Raw genomic sequence first — 17,239 nt, 5'->3', positions numbered from 1 at the left:
GACCAGCAATGCAGCACAAGCACATTCGAGGAGAAGAATGAAGCGATTCGAGAACAAGGTAGCGATCGTCACCGGATCCGGCGGTGGCATCGGACAGGCCTACGCCGAGGCGCTGGCCCGCGAAGGCGCGGCCGTCGCGGTCGCCGACATCAACATCGAGGGAGCCCGCAGCGTCGCCGAGGCCATCAACGCTGCCGGCGGGCGCGCCATCGCCGTGCAGGTCGACGTCTCCGACCCGGATTCGTGCATCGCGATGGCCGAGGCGACGGTCGCCGAACTCGGTGGCATCGACTTCCTGGTCAACAACGCCGCGATCTTCGGCGGCATGAAGCTCGACGGGCTGCTCACCGTCCCGTGGGACTACTACCAGAAGTTCATGAGCGTCAACCTCGACGGTGCGTTGCTGTGCAGCCGGGCGGTGGTGTCCCACATGGAGGCCCGCGGCGGCGGTGTCATCGTCAACCAGTCCTCCACCGCGGCCTGGGTGTACTCGAACTTCTACGGGCTGGCCAAGGTCGGCATCAACGGCCTGACCCAGCAGCTGTCCCGGGAACTGGGCTGGCGCAACATCCGGATCAATGCGATCGCGCCCGGGCCGATCGACACCGAGGCCAACCGCACCACCACCCCGCAGGCCATCGTCAAGCAGATCGTGCAGACCCTGCCGCTGGCCCGGATGGGCACCCCGGAGGACCTGGTCGGCATGTGCCTGTTCCTGCTGTCGGACGAGGCGTCGTGGATCACCGGCCAGATCTTCAACGTCGACGGCGGACAGATCATCCGCTCATGACCGACGGTGAGATCAAACTCGGCTACATCGGGCTGGGCAATCAGGGCGCACCGATGGCCCAGCGGCTGGCGGACTGGCCCGGCGGTCTGGTGGTGTTCGACGTGCGGGCCGAGACCATGGAGCCGCTGGGAGAACTGGGCGCCGTATGCGCGGGCTCGGTGGCCGAGGTGGCCGCCGCCGACGTGATCAGCGTGACGGTGCTCAACGACGCCCAGGTGCGCACGGTGGTCGGCGAACTCGCCGAACACGCAGCGCCCGGCACCGTCATCGCGATCCACTCCACGATCGAGCCGGACACCGCGGCCGAACTTGCCGATGCGCTGCGGCCCAGGGGGATTCACATCGTCGATGCCCCGGTCAGTGGCGGCGCCGGTGCGGCCGGCAAGGGCGAGCTGGCCGTGATGGTCGGCGCCGACGACGAGGCGTTCGCCGCGGTCAAGCCGGTGTTCAAGAAGTGGGCGTCGCTGGTGGTGCGTGCCGGTGAACCGGGAGCGGGAACCCGGATGAAGCTGGCCCGCAACATGTTGACGTTCATCGGCTTCGCAGCCTCGTGTGAGGCGATGGCCCTGGCCGAGGCCGCCGGCATCGACCTGCAGAAGCTCGGCCGGGTGGTACGCCACTCCGACGCCCAGAGCGGCGGGCCGGGCGCGATCATCCTGCGCGACGACACCGCGCCACTGGCACCCGATCACTGGCTCTACGACATGTTCGTCCACACCCGGGGCCTGGCCGAAAAGGACCTGAGTCTGGCGCTGGGCCTGGGGAATTCGGTGGGTGTGGACCTGCCGCTGGCCCGGGTGGCCCTGGACAATTTGGCCGCCGGACTCGGCGTGCCGCACGAGAAGGAGTGAGGGATGGACGAACAGCGGGCCAAGGGCCTGGCGAAGATGAACGAGGTCTACGGCTGGGAGATGCCCAACATCGAGGGCGACCCGTACTTCGATCTCACCGTTGATCACCTGTTCGGCGACATCTGGAACCGGCCCGGACTGTCCATGCGGGAGAAACGCATCATGACGCTGGCCGCGGTCACCGCCGTGGGCCGCCAGGACCTGGCCGAGATCCAGGTCAACGCCGCGCTGCTCAACGAAGAGCTCACCGGCGAGGAACTCAAGCAGATGGCGGTCTTTCTGACCCAGTACCTCGGTTTCCCGTTGGGCTCCGGGCTCAACGGCACCGTTGACAAGGTGGTCGCTCGGCGCCGCAAGGCGGCCGACCGCGGCGAGGGCGAGGACAAGAAGGCCAATGTCAACGCCGCCGTCAAGATGAGCTCGGGGCAGACGCTCGACGAGCGCTGAGCGACGGGATCCGGTCAGCGCAAGCCGTTCACCGCGAACTTCTCGACGTAGCGCCGGACGGTCTCGGGATTGGACATGTCGAAGGTCAGGGCCTCGTTGACGGTGGAGAACGAGTAGACGATGCGGGCCAGCCACTCACTGGCCGCCTCGACGTCGACGGCCGCGCCGACCTCGCCACGCTGCTGGGCGTCGCGCACATACGGGATGAGGAACTGGGTGGACCGGCGGACTGCACTGTCGCCGTCGGCGATCAGGTGACGCATCAGCTCACTGTCGTCGGACATCAGCCGGTTGCGGGTGCGATGCTCCAGCAGAACCAAGGCGTGGGCTTCGGCCATCGCGCCCATCTGTTCGGCCAGCGTGCGCTTCTGCGACATCGCCGCTTCCATCAGCCGGTAGTGCTTCTGGGCGCCGTACTCGATGGCCGCCTCGATGAGTACGGTGCGATCGCCGAAATAGCGGTAGACCGTGCCCCGTGACACGTTGGCCATCCGCGCGACGTCCTGCACGCTGGTGCGGGCGATGCCGAGTTGGATGAAGCACTCGTTCGCGGCCGCCAGTATCTGGTTGCCGCGATCGGTCTCCTCGGTGTCGGTGGCCGTGGACACCGCCGGGGATGTCGGCATCGTGCTCCTTCTGTGACTGCTGGGGTTTTCAACCTGGGCTGCTGGTGATTTCAACGCATGAGTGTGGCGAACTCTGGTCGAACCTGATCGGCGACCCGGGCCCAGGGGACGGTGATGACTTTCAAGCCACGGCCGAACTGAAATTCCGGGAAGTGCAGTTCGATTCCGGCCGGGGTGGGAACCCAGGCCGGAAAGTTGATGTCGATGGGTGCGAATTCGCTCCGCCGTTTGAAGTCTCGCACGGCCTCCGGCGCCGCCACCGACGCCACCGCGGTCTCGGTTGCATTGCCCAGCGCCAGGAGCCCGGCGGTCTTGTCGACGAACAGATTGTCCCAGGTGATCCGATTTCCGGTCCGGGGGTCGAGCACCAGGCCGGCCACCGATTGCATGGGCATGTGCGGTTCGGCGGTGTCATATTGGGTCACAAAGATTTCCGACACCGCCGTGGTGAACCGTACAGTGCCGTTCGCATCGAATGTCCACGGCCGCCGGGTGGAGCCGTCCCAGGTCGCCTTCTGGACGAGTTCATTGGCCTTGTCGTCGATGTGACCGTTGATGGTCTCGGCGATGCCGGGATCACCGCCACCGACGCGCTCGTAGTGAACACTCCACGCGCCCAGCGTGTCCGGGCTCTGTCCCTCGATCACCCCGGGTACGGCGAAGAAGTCCGCCGCGTGCGCCGCCGGCGGCTCCGAAAGCAGCGCCGCCGCGGCGGCCACCACCGCCAGCAGTGCCGTCACCGTGAAGCCTCGGAGGGTTTTCATCGGCGTCCCCCTACTTGAGTTCGACGTTGCTGGCCAGCCATTTGCCGTCCACCAGCGTCATCGTCACCGAGACCCGGCTTCGGTCCATCCTCGGCTTGGGGCTGGTGACATTGGAGATCCACTGGTCGACGAACAACACCACATCGACTCGGTCCTTGGACACGGACTTGATCGCGGAGTCGATAACCGTGCCCTTGCTGGTGGCCTTGTTGTCGATGAGCACCTGCCGGAGTTGGCTGGCCGATTGGCTGTAGGTGTCTCGGAATTCGCCCGTGGAGGAGGCGATCACCCGCTCGACGTCCTGGTCGACCGCACCGGTTTCGATGGTGGTCAGCGCGACGACGAAGTCCTGGGCCGATGCCAGGGCGGCCCGCCCGGCGTTATCGATCTCGTTGTGCTGCTTGTACTGCCAGCCGAAGAACCCAGCGGCCGCTACAGCGGCGAAGAACATCACAGCCAGGGCGATCACGGCGGTATACCGCAGCCAGCGCCGGCCGCGCACCTTCCCGGGCGCCGTGGACTCCAAGGCGTCCAGATCGTCGAGCTGGTCGAGCTCGGCCAGCTCGTCGTCCTCGCCCTCCGGGGCGGCGCCGTCGGCCACGTCGTCGGCGTCGGCGGTTTCCACCAGGTCGAAAACATCGGCGGAATCGGCAGGTTTGAGAAGCTTCACGGTCACGGGCACCGTCCTTTCAGTTGTCCGTGGGGCGGGGGGAGGGCGACGGCTCGACGTAGTCCGCCGGCGGTTTCCCGGGCCAATTCGGCGGCAACGGATAGTCCGGCGGATCGGCGGGCAGCGGGTACGGGAACAGGCTGCCGCCATAGGGAGTCGGCATCAGGCTCTTGACCTTGGGCGCGGGTACGGCCTGGGCCAGGGGATCGTAGCCGGGCGGCGGCCCGGCGGTGTCGTCACCGGGTGGCCGCGGTGCGTTCCGGGCGCCGCGGACCAGCACCGCCGGGTCGGGATTGGTGCAGTAGGTGTAGAGGTACGGCTCCGGGTAGCTGGCCACGAACGGCGACAGCCGGGGCAGCTGGTAGTCGCAGCCGTACCGGGGATAGACATCGGCGATGGCCATGACGTACCCGTCGTGCAGGGTGTCGCCGATGGCCGCCAACGCCGAACCGCGTGGGGCCGCGATCATCTGGCGCAGCGCCGGGACGCGCACCGTGGTCAGCTGGGCGATGGTGGTCAGACTGCCCAGCAGCGAGACCATGGTGTCGGAGTTGTCATCGATCAGGCCGTCGATGGCATTCAGGGTGGGCTCACCGCGGGCCATCAGCGTGCGGAAACCGCCGTCCATCGCGTTGATCCCGGTCAGGATGCTCTTCAGATTGCGGGCGCTGTGATCCAGCCCCGGCGTGACATCGCCGAGCAGGGTCAACACCTGTCGGCTGTTGCGCAATACGCTCATGGTCTGCGGGAGCACCGACGCGACGGTGGAGATAAGGAACGACCCGCCGTCGAACAGGTCGGCCAACTTTGCCGGGCCCTGGTTGCTGACTCGCAGCTCCGAGGTGATCGCACTCAACTTGTCCGGGTCCAGTTGCCCGAGTACACCATCGGAGTTCGCCAGCAGCCGCGCCAGGGTCACCGGAATGGCGTCGATGTCCTCGGTGAGCACCGCACCGTCGGCCAGCCGGGGTACGTCCCGACGGGTCGGGCCGGAGTCCCCGTCCTGCGACGGCGGGCGGAAATCGAGATACTGCTCGCCGGCCGGGGAGAGCGCGGAGACATGGGCGAGGCTGTCCGCCGGCACCTGCGCGCTGGTGTTGATCTCCGCGGTGGCCAGGACGCCGTGCCGGGTGAACGCCACCGAAGTGACGTGCCCGACCGGGACACCCCGGAAGGTGACGTTCTGATTCGGCATCAGTCCACCGGACTCCGGCAGCAGCACCTGCACCGAGATCGTCGAGCGCAGCGGGTTCGTGTCCAATGCCCCGATGGCGATGTAGCCCGTCGCCAGCACCGTGGTCACCACCAGCCCGAACACCGACAGCGGCACGCGTTGGCGCGCCAGCGCCCGCACCGAGTCGACGGTGATCCTGGCCAGCCGTTCGGCGAGGTGTGGGTTCGCGCGCGTCATCGGGGCTCGTGCTGGGGGCCGTAGACGCGACTCAACAGAACGTTCCAGGAATAGCGCAGACTGCCGACCATGGCGTGCCAGTCGGTGCCATCGGGTCCGTGGAACATCGGGTCACCCGGGTAGTTCTTGTCGGGCAGGGACCCGAGTGCCAATTGTCGGACGTCGGCGACGGCGTGGATATTGGGAGCGCTGGTGATCTTGTTCAGCATGGAGATCACCCGGTTCCACAGGTTGAGGTTCACCTTGGGATCGGTGACGATGCCGTTGAATTCGGCGGCGAGTGCGTTCAGGTCGGCGATCATGCTGCGGGTATCGGTGCCCTGCATGGACGGGAACCGGGTGAGCTGTTTGGTGATCCGGCCGAGGCCCGAAGCCAGGTCGGTGAGCGTGGTGATGCTGTCGTCGATCACCGCCAGCGCCGGCACGGACGCCGAGATGCCGTCCTCCAGTGTCGTTTGGCGGGACGCCAGGGTGGCCGCCAGGTCGGAGGTGCTGCGCAGGGCGTCGTCGATCTGGGCCGACCGGGTGTTCAGCCGAGACACCAGGGTGTTCGATTCGTGTAGCAGGTCGGCCAGTTTCGCACCGCGACCACCGAGCGCGTGGCCCGCGCCGTTGACCACGGTCACCAGTCGGCGGATCGCTCCACCGTTGACCAGCAGTGCCGCCGAGGTCAGTACGTCCTCCACCGTCGAGGCCGACGTGGTCGCCGACAAGGCAATGGAATCGTCGTTGTGCAGGCGCCGTTCCCCCTGGCCCGGTACCGGCTTCTGCCGGATGGCCACGAAGATGTCCCCGAGCGGGGTCGCCGAGCGCAGTTCGGCGGTGGCGTCGGTGTAGAGCGGAACGCTGGACTCGATCCGCATGGTGACGTAGGCGGTGAAGTCCTTGGCCCGGATCGACTCGACCTCGCCGATGTCGGCACCGTTGAGCTTGACCTTCGCCTTGGCCGGCAGGTTCATCGCGTTGGCGAAGGCGGCGACGATGGTGATGGGTGCGTTGACGTGGCCGGGTGCGGGCAGCGGCAGCGCTTCCAGCCCGCCGCCGCAGCCGGCCAGCATCGTGGCCAGTGCGGCGGCCATGGTGCTGCGCGCCCAGCGGGTCCGGCGAACGGGGGTGGCGGTCATCGCGGCGGTCCCGCCATGTTCGCCAGCAGCCCGGTCATGCTTTCGGCGAAGAAGTTCGCCCCGAAATCGGGCGAATAGTCGTTGATCGTTCCGGTGTTGCAGCCCAGGTCCTTCATACCGGCGAGGTTGCAGACCTCTTTCACCATCTGGCCGTTGAGCATCAGCTTGTCCAGCAGCGGGTGCACCCGGAAGGCACCCACATTGCGGTCGATGGTGGCGTAGATGTTGTCCCCCAGCATGGGCAGCACGTCGAGGACCTCGGAGAGCTCACGCTGTTTGTCCGCCAGCGTCCCCAGCAGGGCGCCGGAATCCTTGATGGTCGATTTGATCTTGTCGCGGTTGTCGACCAGCAGAGTGGTCACCTCGGCCAGCGCCTGGTTGAGCTGTGCTCCGGCCTTTCCAGCGCCGAGATTCTGGTCGGCGGCGATATCGGTGAGTTGACGGATCTGAGAACCGAACTGGCGGATGGTCGTATCGTTGTCGGCCGCGGCGGTGGTCAGTTCTGCCAGGTTGCCGGCGATCGCCTGGATATTGCGCCTCGTAGCGGCTCCGCCGTCGTTGCTCAGCCGCAGCGCGTCGGACAGCCGGGACAATGTCGCCTTGAGATCCTGCCCGCTGCCGGTGGCCACCTTGTCCCCGATGGCGATGAGATCGGCCAGCGGTCCCTGTCCTTTGCCGTCGCCGCCCAGGGACCGAGACAGTTTGTCGGCCATGGCCAGGGTGCGGTCGAACTCGACCGGGGTGCGGGTGCGGCTCAGCCCGAGTACGTCGCCGTCGGCCAGCTTGGCGCCGGTGCGATACGGGGGAGTGAGTTCGACGTGCCGGTCGGTCAGCAGGGAGGTGGAGACCGTCACCGCCTGCACATTGGCCGGAATGTCGATATCGGGGTCGACCTCGAGCACCACCTCGACGAACTGATCCTTGGGTGTGACGCTGACGACCTTGCCCACCGGCATGCCGAGCACCGCGACCTGGTTGCCGGCGTACAGGCCGACCGCATCCGGGAACTGGGCGGTGATGGTCATCGGCTTGCGTCCGTGGCCGGGCATGTCGACGACGATGAGCGCAATCACGCAGAGCACCAACAGGATTCCGACGACGGCCGCGCGCCGGCTCGGTGTGGGTATGTTCCTCTTCGCCATCTCGTCCCTCCTCCCGATCAACCCGGTAGCCTTGCCGGATCCGGCGGCGGCCAGCCGGGGAACGGGTCGGCCGCGGGTTTGCAGTTGGTGAAGTACTGGGCCAGGTTGAACTGCTTGCCCCGGGCGCTGATCGCGCACATCCAGGAATCCACCATCACGCCTGCGGGGAGGTTGACGTCCAGCGCGGTGCCGCTTCCGCTGGCGTTGGCCAGGTTCCGGAAGGCCACCGGCATGAGCTGGAACAGGTCCCGGAGCATCGCGTCGTTGGTGGAGACCATGTTGGTCATCCGCGTCAAGCCGTCGAGCATGGAATCGATTGCGGGACTGTCGTTCAGCAGCGTCTTGACGGTCTTGATCGTCGCGGTGGCGCTGTCGAGCAGCCGGTGCACGGCGGCGCTGCGGGTGGTGATCTCCGACAGCAGGGTCTGGCCCTGGATCATCAGCGCACCGAGATTCGCCTTCTGGTCGCGGACCATCGAGGTGACGGTGTCGACGTTGGCCAGTAGTGAGCCGAGCTGATCGCGGCGTTTGACGACGATGTCGGCGAGCGCGTTGATGTTGACCAACGCCTGCGGCAGGGCCTCCGGGACGCCGTCGAGGCCTCCGCTGAGCACCGAGAGGGAGGTGGCGATGCGGTCGGCGTCCACGTCCCCGAAGGTGGTGGTCGCATCGGCCAGCGTCTGCTGCAGGTTGTAGGGGACGCTGGTGTGGGTCAGTTTGATCGTTCGCTGCGCCGGTTCACCGTCGCCGTCCGGCGACAGCTCCAGGTAGCGCCGTCCCAGCAGCGTGCTGAGTTTGATCGCCGCCCGGGCCTCGTTCCCGACCGGGACCCCGTTGCGCACGGTGAACGCGACGGTCACGAAGTCACCGGAGAGCTTGACCTTGTCGACTTTTCCGACGTCGATGCCGGCGATGGTCACCCGGTCTCCGGGAGCGATCTGAGCCGCCTGGGCGAACTCGCCGGTGTAACCGGTTTCGGAGACCGGCAGGTTGGCCAGCCCCACCACCGCGGCGATGACGACGGCGACCACCCCGATGGATACGGCGCCCAGCCAGGTCTTGTTCACCGACTCGATGGGCCGCCTCCAGCGATCGAACATAGCGGCCCTCACTTCGAACAGATCGGTGAGTGCTGCACGATATTGCCCGGCGAGGCGAGTTTCACCATGCCGGGCACGACGCGGCCCAGTGAGGCGAAAACGGTGACGTTGATATCGCACAGATACGCGTCGACGTATGCGCCGGACTGGGTCATCCGCGACAGGCTCCGCCACACCGAGGGGAGATTGCTGCCGAACATGGACAGCCGGTCGCGACCCGGGCCGGCCATGTGCGCGACGAATCCCGGTTCGCGGGTGATGATCGCGTCCAGGTCCGCGTACATGCCGTCCAGGACGCGGGCGAGTTGCGTGGTCGCCGAACCGATGGACCCGACCGAATCGACCAGTTCACCGCGGCGCTCGGACAGGGCGACCATGACGTTGCGGGAGTGCCGGATCAGGTCCTGGGTGTTGGTGCTCTGCGCCGCCACGATCGCGGTCACCTCGTTGAGGTGGGTGATCAGGTCGCCCAGCACCGCGTCGGGCCCGGCGAGGGTCTGCGCCAACGCCGAGGTCTGGGTGATCAGGTTGAGCACCGACCCGTCGTCGCCCTGGAAGGCCTTGATCAGGCCGCCGGTCAGGTTGTCCACCTGCTGCGGACTCAGAAAGGTGAACAGTGGCTCGAAGCCGTTGAGCAGGTTGGAGATATCGAATGACGGCCGGGTGTGCTCCAGCGGTATCCGGTAGCCGGATGCCACTGCCGTGTGTTGCTCGGATTTGCCCGGCGCGAGTCCGACGTAGCGTTGCCCGATGATGCTCTGGTAGGTGATGGTGGCGACCGTGTCGTCGTAGAGGGTCTGGTCCCGCTGGATCCGGAAGGTGACCCGGGCCAGACGGCCGTCGAGGTCGATGCCGTCCACCCGGCCGATGCGCACGCCCGCCATCCGGACGTCGTCACCCGGCTTCAGCCCCGACACGTCGGTGAACATCGCGGTGTAAGTGTTGGTCGGGCCCTGGACCTCGCGGCGCAGCGTGATGAACACCAACCAGGTCAGCGCGATCGAAACCGCCAGGAAGACACCGACACCGACGATCAACTTGGGCCTCTTCACCGGGATGCCTCACTTCTCGACGTCACCGTCATCGCGGTGCCGCGCACCAGCGGCGCCAACAGCATTTCCGTCGCCGCGGTGGGCTGCCCACCGAGCACCGCGCCCAGCTGGTCCTTCTCCAGCTGGCTGCCCACGGGTCCGACATTGCCGCCGACCACGTAGGAGTTGGGAACGGCCGCGGTCCCGGGATCCGGGTCCTCGGCGGCTGCCGGGGCCACCGGTTGCGCAGGGTCGGCGGTCGGCAACGGTCCGTTGTTCCCGTCCTGGTTGCCCTGGCTGGGCGGTAGTACCGAATTGCGCGGGGGAGCCACGTTGGGCCGGTTCTCCGGAATGCCGGGCGGCATGGGCAGATTGACCGATCCCAGCGACGCCGACAGTGCCGGAGCCGTCGGCACCTCCGGTGCGGTGAAGCAACTCGGCCCGAGCATGTCACCGTAGCGGGGGCAGTCCGCCCGCACGTAGGTGCGGGTGGGCGTCAGCGAGACGGCCACCCTGGCCTGAATATTGTTGGTGTCCCAGTTGAAAACCTTGTCGACGACCCGCTGGATCAGGTACTGGATGTTAGCCAGGATCAGGCTGATGTTGGAGTGGTGGTCGGCGAGGACTCCGACCACCGGCGTCAGCTGAGAGCCGATCTGGATCATCTGGTCGGCGTGGTTGTCGAAGGCGTCACCGGCGGTCCCGACGGTTCGGCCGGCCGCGAAGAGGAAGCTCTTGAGCGCCGAATCCTGCTCGGCGAGCGTGCGCATGGGGCGAATGCCGGCCTCGAGCGCGTCGAGCAGTTCCGGTGCCGATCTGCGCAGCCCCGACATGGCATCCGACAGCGCCGCTATCGTCGACGGGCCGGGCTTTCCGTCGACGACGGTGTTCAATTGCCCGATGATCTCGTTGAGGTCGTGACCGGACTGGGTGAGCTGCTCACCTCTGCCGTCGGCCGCTTCCCCGAGCGCCGTCAACCAGCCGACCCCGTTGGGATCCGGATCGCGGCCGACCGCCTTCAGCAGCGAGCGGAGCTTGTTGAGCGTGGTCTGGAACAGCACGGTCGGCAGCGACCGGTCCTCGTGGACCACCTCGCCCGATTGCAGCGGTGCGCCGTCGGCCCCGTTGTCGACCAGCTGCACCGATGACACCGCGAAGACATTGGACGGCACGACGCGGGCGGTGACGGTACCCGGAATGCCGCCGGCCAACTCCGGTTTCAGGTTCAGCGAGACGATGTTGGGGCGATCGTCGCGGGCGGGGACGACCGCGTCGACGAATCCGACGAGCACACCGCGGAACTTGACGTCGGATTTGGCCGGGAGCCCGTCGCCCACGTTGGTCAGCTCGGCGGTGACCCGGACGAAGGGATCCAGTGCCCCACGGGATTTCGCGATCATCAGGACGACGGCGAAGCTGACCGCGAGCCACAGGACCAGGCCCGCGACAAAGATCCGCCGGTTCGACGGGCCGCGAGCTTCGCCATCGTAGGAGTTCGGCACCTAACCCCCGAACCTCGCGCCCGCGTCGACGCCCCACATGGCCATCGTCAGCAGTGCGTTCAGGATGACCACCACGGTGATGGTCGCCCGCATGGCGTGTCCGGCCGCGACACCGACGCCCTCGGGTCCGCCGGCGGCGAAGTACCCGTAGTAGCACTGGATTCCGGCGGCGATCGAGATGAAGATGACGCTCTTGACCATGGCCAGGATGACGTCGTGGCCGCTGGCGAACAGCTCGAAATAGTGCTGGTAGGTGCCCGGTGGCGTACCGGCGATCATGGCGACCACCACCCGAGCGGACAGATAGGCGGTGGCCAGGCACACCAGGAACAGGGGGATGCTGGCGACGGCGGCGGCCAGCACGCGGGTGGTGACCAGGTAGGAGATGGGTTTGATGGCCAGCGCGTCCATCGCGTCGATCTCCTCGGAGATCCGCATCGCGCCGAGCTGCGCGGTGAACCGGCAGCCCGCCTGGGTGGTGAACGCCAGCGCGATCATGATCGGCACCAGCTCGCGGGTGGATCCCCAGGACGACAGCAGCCCGGTGGCCGAGCCCAGTCCGAGCAGGTTCAGCGCGTTGTAGCCCTCCACCGCCAGCAGCGCCCCGGCGGTGATACCGAGGACGATCGCGACGCCGATAGTGCCGCCGCCGACGACGATCGAGCCGTTGCCGAACGCGATGTCGGACAGATTGCGGAGGAATTCGCGCCGGTATCGCCGCAGGGCCAGTGGAATCGCGAGGATGATCCGGCCGAAGAAGTACAGCATGTGCCCGGACCGGGAGATCGGTCGTCCGGCAGCGTCGACCGCGCTGAGCAACGGAGTGACCAGCGGCGGCCGGAACGGAGTCGGGGAGGCCATCGCTACAGGCTCGTTTTCGGGAACAGCAGCAGGTATAGCTGGCTCATCGACACGTTGACGATCATCAGCAGCAGGATGGTCTCCACCACCGCGGCGTTGACCGAGTTCGCCACCCCGGCGGGGCCGCCGCTGGTGGCCAGACCCTTGTGGCAGCTGATGACGCCGACGATCGCGCCGAACACCACGGCCTTGCACAGCGCGAGCGCCAGGTCGCCGACGGTCGCGAAGGACGCGAAGGTGGCGATGAACGATCCCGGGGTGCCGCTTTGCATGTACACGTTGAACAGGTAGCCCACGAAGAAGCCCGCGCAGGTGGCCAGACCGGTCAGCGCCAGGCTGACCACGATGACCGCGGCGAACCGGGGGACCACCAACCGCCGGACGACCGATACCCCCATGACCTCCATCGCGTCGATCTCCTCGCGCATGGTGCGCGAGCCGAGATCGGAACTGATCGCCGACCCCACGGCCGCCGCCAGCAGGATCGCCGCGACCAGCGGCGCGCCCTGGCGGATGACGACCAGCCCGTTGGCGGCGCCGGCCAGTGACTCCGCGCCGACCTGTCCGGCGAGCACACCGAACTGGATGGCCAGGGTCACCCCGACCGGAATGGTGACCAGCAGGGTCGGCAGGACCGCGGTGCCCGCCATAAAGGCCAACTGCCTGATGAACTCGTCGAACGGGAAGCGCCGGGTGAACAGATCGCGGAAGAAATGTTCAACGGTGCGTACCCCGAGTGCCACCTGACCGCCGACGGTCTCCAGCGACTGCAGGGGGTGCGTGCGCAGGTAGCGCCAGCCCCACACGCGTATCTCCGCCAATGCCGAGCGCTCGTCGACCAGGGCATTAAGCTGGGTAGATGAGGTCAACGGGCGGCTCTCTCGCCGCCGGGAGCCGCGCCAGCGCGGTCGGCTCCGGGGCGTGGGGAGGCGGCACCGAGCGGCCCGAGCCTCGTCCGTCGCCGGTGCCGACCCAAAAGGACCTCCCTGAACAGTGAAACAAAATTTGTTTCGCTGAGACTGTAGGCATCCGCGTCCGCGGGGGTCAACGATTTCGGCAAACTCGTGGCAGGCGCAGACCGCGCCACGGTGGTGATGAGCCGAAGCGAACCGCCCGGGTTGGTCGCGGGCGGTCCCGGCTTCACTCCGGCTACGCCGGCACTCGCTGCGCTCGTGCCACCTCCGCCTACATTCGCCGAACCGCCCGATAGGCTCACCACTTGTGCGCGTCCTCGTAATCGGATCCGGTGCCCGTGAACATGCCCTGCTGCTGGCCCTGGCCCGCGATCCGCAGGTGAGTGCCCTGGCGGTGGCGCCCGGCAATGCCGGAACAGCGACCGTCGCCGAACAGCACGACGTCGACATCACCGACGGCGCCGCCGTGGTGGCGCTGGCCCGCCGCCTGGAATCCGACCTGGTCGTCATCGGGCCGGAGGTGCCGCTGGTGCTCGGGGTGGCCGACGCGGTCCGGGCCGCCGGGATCGCCTGTTTCGGGCCGAGCCGGGACGCTGCCCGCATCGAGGGCTCCAAGGCCTTCGCCAAGGATGTGATGACCGCCGCCGGGGTGCGCACCGCGACCAGCGAGGTCGTTGACAATCCCGCCCATCTGGACGCCGCGCTCAACCGCTTCGGTCCGCCCGCCGGCCAGCGCGCCTGGGTGGTCAAGGACGACGGGCTGGCCGCCGGTAAGGGTGTGGTGGTCACCGCCGACCGCGACGCCGCCCGCTCGCACGCCGCCGAGCTGCTCGAAGAGGGCCACCCGGTGCTGCTCGAGTCGTTCCTGGACGGCCCGGAGGTGTCGCTGTTCTGCGTGGTGGACGGTGAGACCGTCGTGCCGCTGCTGCCGGCCCAGGATTTCAAGCGGGTCGGCGACGGCGATGCCGGACCCAACACCGGTGGCATGGGTGCCTACACACCGCTGCCCTGGCTGCCCGCCGAAACCGTCACCGCGATCGTCGAGGGCGTCGTCAAACCCGTTGCCGCCGAAATGGTCCGGCGCGGTTGCGGATTCACCGGGCTGCTCTACGCCGGGCTGGCCATCACCTCCGCCGGACCCGCGGTGGTCGAATTCAACTGCCGATTCGGCGACCCGGAGACCCAAGCTGTGCTGGCGCTGCTGGAATCCCCGCTCGGGCAGCTGCTGAACGCCGCTGCCACCGGGACCCTGGCCGACTTCGGCGCGCTGCGGTGGCATCCCGGCTCCGCGGTTGCCGTGGTCATCGCTGCCGAGAACTACCCCGGACGGCCCCGGCTCGGCGACGCCATCACCGGTGCGGGCGCCGACGGCGTGCTGCATGCCGGCACCGCACGCCGCGACGACGGGGCCATCGTGTCGGCCGGCGGCCGGGTACTCGCCGTCGTCGGCACCGGCGCGGATCTGGCTGCTGCCCGCACCGACGCCTACCGGCGGGTGGCCGGGATCAAGCTGGCCGGCAGCCACCATCGCAGCGATATCGCGCTGGCCGCCGAGCGGGGTCAGATCAGCGTCTGAGCCATCCGCCGACCCCGGAGAATCCGACGACAAGCGGCACCGGTGTCGGTCCGGCCGTTGTCGATGGTCGGATCCGGCCATCGCCGTCCGGTCGGGCCGCTGAGAGGACGCTGAGCGCGCCGATGGGAAGGCAAAGCGCCACGCGCGCCGAGCCTGTGCGGTAAGACTTACAGTTGGATCATCCGTTGCGAGCGGAGCAGGTGTGAGTCGAGGGACATTCGCCGGCAAGCAGGCCGTCGTCACCGGCGCGGGTTCGGGGATCGGCGCGGCGCTCTGCCGCGCCCTGGTGGCCCGGGGCGCGCAGGTACTGTGCACCGACATCGACGGCGACGCCGCCACACGCACCGCCGACTCGCTGGGCCCGGCCGCCCGCGCCGCCCGTGTCGACGTCACCGACGCGTCCGAGGTGCAGGCAGCGGTCGAGGACGTGGTGGCGCGCACCGGCAGGCTGGACCTGATGTTCAACAATGCCGGCATCACCTGGGCGGCCGACACCGAACTGCTCACCCTGGAGCACTGGAACTCGATCATCGACGTCAACATCCGCGGCGTGGTGCACGGGGTGGCGGCTGCCTACCCGCAGATGGTCCGCCAGGGCTTCGGTCACATCGTCAACACCGCCTCGATGGCCGGGCTGGCCGCCGCCGGCCAGATCACCAGCTACGTGATGACCAAGCACGCCGTGGTCGGGCTGTCCCTGGCGTTGCGCTCCGAGGCCGCCGCGCACAACATCGGGGTGCTGGCGATCTGCCCGGCGGCGGTGGAGACCCCGATCCTGGACAAGGGGCTGATCACCGGCATCGACGGCCGTGAGTTCTATCGAATGGGGCAGCGCAGCAGGGACTTCTACGATCCGGACCGGCTGGCCGCCGAGACCATGGTGGCCATCGAACGCAACCGGGCGCTGCTGATCGTGCCGCGGCGCGCCCGCGCGGGCTGGCTGCTGGCCCGGTTCGCACCGAACCTGATGAACCGGATGGCGATCGGGTTCGTCGCCCGCGCCCGGGCGGCGCAGTCGGCGGCGCGCGACGGGGGTCCCGCATGAGGGCAGTAGCCAACCCGAAAACCGCGATCATCGGCGCGGGTATCAGCGGGCTGACGTCGGCAAAAATGCTCGCCGACTACGGCGTCGAGCACACCGCCTTCGAGGTCTCCGATCGCATCGGCGGCAACTGGGCCTTCGGCAACCCCAACGGGCTCAGCAGTGCCTACCGCTCGCTGCACATCGACACCTCCAAACACCGCCTGTCGTTCAAGGACTTTCCCGTCCCCGAGCACTTCCCCGACTTCCCGCACCACAGCGACATCAAGGCCTATCTGGACGACTACGTCGACACCTTCGGCCTGGCCGAAAACATCGAGTTCAACAACCCGGTCCGCCACGCCCGCCCCGACGGCGACGGCTGGATGATCACCGACGGGCGCGGCGCACAAAGGCATTTCGATCTGCTGGTGGTGGGCAACGGACACCACTGGGACGCCCGGATGCCGGACTTCCCCGGTGAATTCACCGGGGCCAGCATGCATTCGCACCACTACGTCGACCCGCACGAACCGCTGGAGCTGACCGGCAAACGGATCCTGGTGGTCGGCATCGGCAACAGCGCCGCCGACATCACCGTCGAACTGTCCTCGCGGGCACTGCAGAACACCGTCACCCTGTCCACCCGCTCCAGCGCCTGGATCGTGCCGAAATACCTGGGCGGCCAACCCGGCGACAAGTTCTTCCGCACCACGCCGTACCTGCCCCTGTCCTGGCAGCGTAAGGCCGCACAGTGGTTCGCGCCGCTGGTCGGCGCCGACCCCACTCGATACGGTCTACCCCCGGCCAACCATAAGCTGTTCGAGGCGCACCCCACCCAGTCGGTGGAACTGCCGCTGCGGCTGGGATCCGGCGACGTCATCCCCAAGCCGAACGTGACGCGCCTCGACGGCGACCGGGTGCACTTCGAGGACGGCACCAGCGGCGAGTTCGACGCCATCGTGTACGCCACCGGCTACAACATCACCTTCCCCTTCTTCGACCCGGACTTCATCAGCGCCCCGGACAACCAGATCCGGCTCTACAAGCGGATGTTCGCCCCGGGCATCGACAACCTGGTGTTCATCGGCTTCGCCCAGGCCATCCCCACCCTGTTCCCGTTCGTCGAATGCCAGTCCCGGTTGCTGGCGGCCTACGCCGTCGGCCGCTACGCGCTACCGCCGGTCGCCGAGATGCAACGCACCATCGACGCGGATCAGCAGCTGCACGCCGGGCACTGCGTCGACCGACCCCGCCACACCCAGCAGGTCGACTACTTCTACTACGAACACGACCTGCGCACCCGGGAACTGCCCGCCGGGCTGCGGCGGGCCGGATGACCATGGGCTACCACGAGCTGAGGTTTGAATCGGGCGGTTCGGCGAGGGTAGGCGGAGTTGGCGCGAGCG

The 17,239-nt window shown here is 67.8% G+C and carries 17 protein-coding genes; 6 read left to right on the top strand and 11 right to left on the bottom strand.

Features of this window, described 5'->3' with window-relative positions; genetic code table 11:
* The first annotated feature begins 37 nt into the window (after window positions 1-37).
* The 3 genes from G6N16_RS21140 to G6N16_RS21130 are packed head-to-tail and all read left to right on the top strand — an operon-like array spanning window position 38 to window position 2,088.
* Window positions 38-790, top strand: coding sequence for an SDR family oxidoreductase (locus G6N16_RS21140; RefSeq protein ID WP_083033723.1), 753 nt, complete (start codon window positions 38-40; stop codon window positions 788-790).
* The gene (locus tag G6N16_RS21135; RefSeq protein ID WP_083033725.1) at window positions 787-1,641 is read left to right on the top strand and encodes an NAD(P)-dependent oxidoreductase; all 855 of its coding nucleotides are present in this window, start codon (window positions 787-789) and stop codon (window positions 1,639-1,641) included. The genes G6N16_RS21140 and G6N16_RS21135 overlap by 4 nt, the downstream gene beginning before the upstream one ends.
* Before the next feature lie 3 nt (window positions 1,642-1,644).
* A complete protein-coding gene (locus G6N16_RS21130) occupies window positions 1,645-2,088 on the top strand; it encodes a carboxymuconolactone decarboxylase family protein (protein ID WP_083033726.1) in 444 nt (147 codons plus the stop codon).
* 14 nt (window positions 2,089-2,102) lie between these two features.
* On the opposite strand, the gene G6N16_RS21125 is transcribed toward G6N16_RS21130, so the two are convergent.
* Genes G6N16_RS21125 through G6N16_RS21075 form a run of 11 tightly spaced genes read right to left on the bottom strand, consistent with a single transcriptional unit; the run spans window position 2,103 to window position 13,188 of the window.
* Complete coding sequence (locus tag G6N16_RS21125; RefSeq protein ID WP_083033728.1) at window positions 2,103-2,714, bottom strand: TetR/AcrR family transcriptional regulator; 612 nt, start codon at window positions 2,712-2,714, stop codon at window positions 2,103-2,105.
* A 50-nt stretch (window positions 2,715-2,764) separates the two neighbouring features.
* Window positions 2,765-3,478, bottom strand: a complete 714-nt coding sequence (locus tag G6N16_RS21120) for a hypothetical protein (protein WP_083033729.1) — start codon at window positions 3,476-3,478, stop codon at window positions 2,765-2,767.
* 10 nt (window positions 3,479-3,488) lie between these two features.
* The gene (locus G6N16_RS21115) at window positions 3,489-4,154 is read right to left on the bottom strand and encodes an Rv1363c family protein (protein WP_083033731.1); all 666 of its coding nucleotides are present in this window, start codon (window positions 4,152-4,154) and stop codon (window positions 3,489-3,491) included.
* Between the two features lie 13 nt (window positions 4,155-4,167).
* Window positions 4,168-5,559 (bottom strand): MlaD family protein, encoded by a 1,392-nt coding sequence (locus G6N16_RS21110; protein ID WP_083033733.1) that lies wholly within the window; start codon window positions 5,557-5,559, stop codon window positions 4,168-4,170.
* Window positions 5,556-6,683 carry an MlaD family protein gene (locus G6N16_RS21105; protein WP_163787939.1) on the bottom strand — a complete coding sequence of 376 codons (1,128 nt, stop codon included), beginning with the start codon at window positions 6,681-6,683 and terminating at the stop codon, window positions 5,556-5,558. Before G6N16_RS21105 ends, G6N16_RS21110 begins: the two co-directional genes overlap by 4 nt.
* The gene (locus tag G6N16_RS21100; RefSeq protein WP_083030438.1) at window positions 6,680-7,825 is read right to left on the bottom strand and encodes an MCE family protein; all 1,146 of its coding nucleotides are present in this window, start codon (window positions 7,823-7,825) and stop codon (window positions 6,680-6,682) included. Before G6N16_RS21100 ends, G6N16_RS21105 begins: the two co-directional genes overlap by 4 nt.
* A 17-nt stretch (window positions 7,826-7,842) precedes the next feature.
* Entirely contained in the window at window positions 7,843-8,925 is a 1,083-nt protein-coding gene (locus tag G6N16_RS21095) for an MCE family protein (RefSeq protein ID WP_083030437.1), read from the bottom strand.
* Between the two features lie 8 nt (window positions 8,926-8,933).
* Window positions 8,934-9,977 carry an MlaD family protein gene (locus G6N16_RS21090; RefSeq protein ID WP_083030436.1) on the bottom strand — a complete coding sequence of 348 codons (1,044 nt, stop codon included), beginning with the start codon at window positions 9,975-9,977 and terminating at the stop codon, window positions 8,934-8,936.
* A complete protein-coding gene (locus tag G6N16_RS21085; RefSeq protein ID WP_083030435.1) occupies window positions 9,974-11,458 on the bottom strand; it encodes an MlaD family protein in 1,485 nt (494 codons plus the stop codon). The genes G6N16_RS21090 and G6N16_RS21085 overlap by 4 nt, the downstream gene beginning before the upstream one ends.
* On the bottom strand, window positions 11,459-12,319 hold the full coding sequence (locus G6N16_RS21080; protein ID WP_083030434.1) for an MlaE family ABC transporter permease: 861 nt from the start codon (window positions 12,317-12,319) through the stop codon (window positions 11,459-11,461). It lies immediately after the preceding gene.
* Window positions 12,320-12,321: 2 nt separating this feature from the next.
* Entirely contained in the window at window positions 12,322-13,188 is an 867-nt protein-coding gene (locus tag G6N16_RS21075; RefSeq protein ID WP_083030433.1) for an MlaE family ABC transporter permease, read from the bottom strand.
* A gap of 352 nt (window positions 13,189-13,540) precedes the next feature.
* Here G6N16_RS21075 and purD point away from each other — a divergent pair, with 352 nt between their 5' ends.
* The 3 genes from purD to G6N16_RS21060 all read left to right on the top strand — a co-directional run bounded on the left by purD (window position 13,541) and on the right by G6N16_RS21060 (window position 17,170).
* Window positions 13,541-14,809 carry a phosphoribosylamine--glycine ligase gene (gene purD / locus G6N16_RS21070; protein WP_083030432.1) on the top strand — a complete coding sequence of 423 codons (1,269 nt, stop codon included), beginning with the start codon at window positions 13,541-13,543 and terminating at the stop codon, window positions 14,807-14,809.
* A 202-nt stretch (window positions 14,810-15,011) separates the two neighbouring features.
* Window positions 15,012-15,854 carry an SDR family NAD(P)-dependent oxidoreductase gene (locus G6N16_RS21065; RefSeq protein WP_083030431.1) on the top strand — a complete coding sequence of 281 codons (843 nt, stop codon included), beginning with the start codon at window positions 15,012-15,014 and terminating at the stop codon, window positions 15,852-15,854.
* Window positions 15,851-17,170 (top strand): flavin-containing monooxygenase, encoded by a 1,320-nt coding sequence (locus G6N16_RS21060; protein ID WP_083030430.1) that lies wholly within the window; start codon window positions 15,851-15,853, stop codon window positions 17,168-17,170. The genes G6N16_RS21065 and G6N16_RS21060 overlap by 4 nt, the downstream gene beginning before the upstream one ends.
* Window positions 17,171-17,239 lie beyond the last annotated feature (69 nt).

Origin of the sequence: Mycolicibacterium insubricum (assembly GCF_010731615.1) — a bacterium.
Lineage (GTDB): Bacteria > Actinomycetota > Actinomycetes > Mycobacteriales > Mycobacteriaceae > Mycobacterium > Mycobacterium insubricum.
Note: the sequence above shows the minus strand (reverse complement) of the source record. Positions and strands in the feature narration are given on the sequence as shown.